At 67.2% G+C, this 3,256-nt stretch carries 3 protein-coding genes and 1 pseudogene; all 4 read right to left on the reverse strand.

Annotated features, from left to right (window positions below):
* Positions 1-47: 47 nt before the first annotated feature.
* Positions 48-992: pseudogene (locus AB0E07_RS39745) on the reverse strand (IS256 family transposase); the annotation flags it as partial.
* Positions 993-1,262: 270 nt separating this feature from the next.
* Positions 1,263-2,099: a protein kinase gene (locus AB0E07_RS39750; RefSeq protein ID WP_362263346.1), complete on the reverse strand. Its 837-nt coding sequence runs from the start codon at positions 2,097-2,099 to the stop codon at positions 1,263-1,265.
* Between the two features lie 69 nt (positions 2,100-2,168).
* Complete coding sequence (locus AB0E07_RS39755) at positions 2,169-2,612, reverse strand: hypothetical protein (protein WP_362263349.1); 444 nt, start codon at positions 2,610-2,612, stop codon at positions 2,169-2,171.
* 245 nt (positions 2,613-2,857) lie between these two features.
* Positions 2,858-3,100 (reverse strand): hypothetical protein, encoded by a 243-nt coding sequence (locus AB0E07_RS39760; protein ID WP_362263352.1) that lies wholly within the window; start codon positions 3,098-3,100, stop codon positions 2,858-2,860.
* Between the last annotated feature and the right edge of the window lie 156 nt (positions 3,101-3,256).

Genomic DNA, 3,256 nt, shown 5'->3' on the forward strand with positions numbered 1-3,256 from the left:
GGCAACCTCCTCCCACCTCAAGCGACGAGCGAACACCAACTACGAGACAGGACAGGCAGTATGAAGCCGACTTCCCAAAGCCGCACGATCGCCGGGTACTTCTTGCCCCAGGCTTCCTGGAACTCGCTGAACCGCTCGGTCGCGGCAGCCTCGTTCGGCGCCGTGTAGACGGGCTTGAGCGCCTTGGCGATCTTGTCCCAGTCCTGGCGGGCCGCGTGCCGGAAGCTGTTCCTGAGAAGGCGAACGACACAAGTCTGGACAATCGTTCGAGGCCAGACGGTCTCCACCGCTTCCGGCAGGCCCTTCAGCCCGTCGCAGACCAGCATCAGGACGTCGTCGACGCCCCTGTTCTTGAGGTCCGTGAACACGCTCAGCCAGCACTTTGCGCCCTCGCCGCCGTCGCCGGCCCAGATCCCCAGGATGTCGCGGTGGCCCTCGGCGGTCACGGCCATCACGACGTAGATCGGACGGTTCGCGACCTGTCCGTCCCGGATCTTGACGTTGATCGCGTCCACGAACAGCACGGGATAGACGGAGTCCAGCGGGCGATTGGACTATTCCGCCATCCCATCCATCACCTTGTCCGTAATCGTGGTGATGGTCGCCTTGGACACGCTCGCGCCGTAGACCTCGGCCAGATGCGCGGAGATCTCCCCGTGCGTCAGCCCCTTCGCCGACAGCGACAGCACCATCTCGTCCACCCCGCCCAGACGCCGCTGCCGCTTCTTGACGATCTGCGGCTCGAACGAACCAGCCACGTCACGGGCGATCTTGACCTCGACCGGGCCGACATCGGTCAGCACAGTCTTCGCTCGGGTCCCGTTGCGGCTGTTGCCGCTACCCCTGCCCTCGGCACCGTGCTTCTCGTATCCGAGGTGATCGGTGATCTCGCCCTCCCGGGCGGACTCCAGCACCCGCTTCGTCAACTGCTGGAGCAGCCCGCCCTCCCCGGTCAGCTGCAGGCCCTCGCTACGGGCCCGGTCCACGAGCATCGCGACCAACTGCTCGTCACTCGCCGGCACGGCCTCCACCGCCGCCTCACTGCCCGGTATCTGCTCGATGCTGGTGTCGCTCATCTGGCGTCTCCTTGATCATCGGATCCGCCGATCATTGAACACTCCCTCACAGCCAGGATGCTCCTTCAGATTTGAGGGGGCTTCCACGACCGGACCACCCGGAATGCTGTCCAGGCTGAGGGGTGTTCCGGTCTGTTGTTGTCGCCCGCCACCGCACGAGCGACACGCGGCGTACGTGTTTCGGGGTCAGCTCAGGGCTTTGCCCACTTCGTAGATCGTCGGTCGGTCCTCGGGGGCGTGGCTGAGCATGGCTTCGATCAGTTCGCCCAGCTCACCGGGGGCCTTTACAGGGCGGCGACGACCACTCGCCACGGCTTCTCTCTGCACGGATCGAGGAGCGTCGTCCGGGTACTCGACCGCTCGCCAGCCGGTGGCGGAGATGAGCAGGGACGCGCCGAGGGCGTAGATGTCGGCTTCCGGTGTCGGCTCGGCTTCGCCGGTGGCGAGCACGCTGCGGGCGATCTCGGGTGCTTCGTAGTGGACCAGGCAGCCGCGGAACGGGAAGTCGTATCCCTCGGGCACGCTTTTGCCACGGGCGAGGGCGAGGTCGATCAGGTGCGTCCGTTCGGGCCCGATGATGAAGTGGGCGGGCTGCACATCACCGTGTGCCCAGCCCTTCGCATGCAGTTCGGCCAGTGCCTCGACGCACCCCAGGGCAACATCCGTGTGGGGCGCGATGGGTGAGTCCGGTCCACGGCAGGGTTCCCACAGCCGGTACAGGTCCGGGCCTTCGTGCCACGGCTGGAAGTTCCAGGTACCGCGCTCCCACTCGCCGTAGGCGATCTCGTCGAGGCCGAGCCGGTGCAGTACGGCACCCTCGCGCGCCGGCGCGAGCGCGGTCCAGGGCTGGGCGGCCCAGTCGGCCGTGGCCTCGATCGGGTGGCCGAGCTTCACGGCGTAGTGACCCCGCGGGCTCTCCACCTCCCAGACCGTGGAGCCCCGGCGGTTGACGACCAGGTGGTGAGCCGTGGGCACGAGCGCGTCGAGCACCACGATCGGCAGTTCAGGGGTTGGGCCGGACAACGTCTCTTCTCCTTCAGGTCGCACGCGACCGGCCACGGGGCGAGGCCGGTCGCGTCGCTGTGGGGTGGGTCAGTCCTGACCATAGGGCCGGCCGCAGTCCGAGTCGCACTGCGCGAGGTTCGTGCCGTCCACGGTCCACAGGTCGTCGAAGACCACGAAACCGGCCGCCTTCATAGCCTGAGCCGAGGCAGCGACCCGCTCAGGATCACGCGCCCCGCCTCCCGGCCTCGGGTTGTGGTGCAGGAAGCGCCCCGCGAACCGCTCGCACAGCTGGGCGTACTCCTTCGTGTGCAGGATGAGCGCATGGAGGCCGAGGTCCACGTCGTCCGAAGGGACCATGGGGACCGTCGCGGTGGCCGCCGTGACCACGAACGCGAGCGCCTGGTCCGCGATCCGCTCGGCTCGCTCGGGCGACTGGCCGTTGTGGGTGAGCACGAAATGGGCGAGGCTCTGGAACAGTTCCTCACCCGCCACCACGCGGCCGGTCCTGTGATCGTTAGCTGTTGCCGTCATCTGCAATCTCCTGGTGTGAGGTGGTGCAGGGCACTTACCTGCCGCCCTGAACGCCGAGCACGCTCGAAGACGATCGGGAGCGAGTTCGGAGGCCGGCCCCGAACGGGGACGGGGGAGCCGTAACAGCACCCGTCCGGGGCGGCCGGTCTACTGGCCGAGACCAAGGGCCATACCGATCACCAAGCCGCACGAACCGCTGATGCAGATGATGAACAGGACCCCGGCGTACCGACCGACGGCGCGCATCACAGCCCGACCCGGCTGTTGTCGTTCCTGGCAGCCAGCCGAACGCTCAGCTCCTCCCGGGCGCTGAGGGATTCCACGTCGTTGCGCATGACGTCCCACTCCCTGCCGCCACGGACCGGCCGCATCTGCACACGGCCGCCGACCTCGCCCATGACGACGCCGATACGTCCGGTGGCACGGTCCTTCGCCAGCCCGCCGATGCCTGGTCTGGTCTGCTGATTGCTCGCCATGCAGAGGAGCATCGCGATCAGGGGACCCCCGCCAAAAGGCCAGGCTGATTACCCAACTTGGGTAATATCGCGGCTAGATGAGTGAGTCCGATGTGTGTGCTGGTCGCGACCATGGCGAAGGGCGCCCGTTGGTCAGTGTGTGAAGACAAACCTGGACGCCCTTCTGGC

The sequence above is a fragment of the Streptomyces sp. NPDC048002 genome, from assembly GCF_040653275.1.
GTDB lineage: Bacteria > Actinomycetota > Actinomycetes > Streptomycetales > Streptomycetaceae > Streptomyces.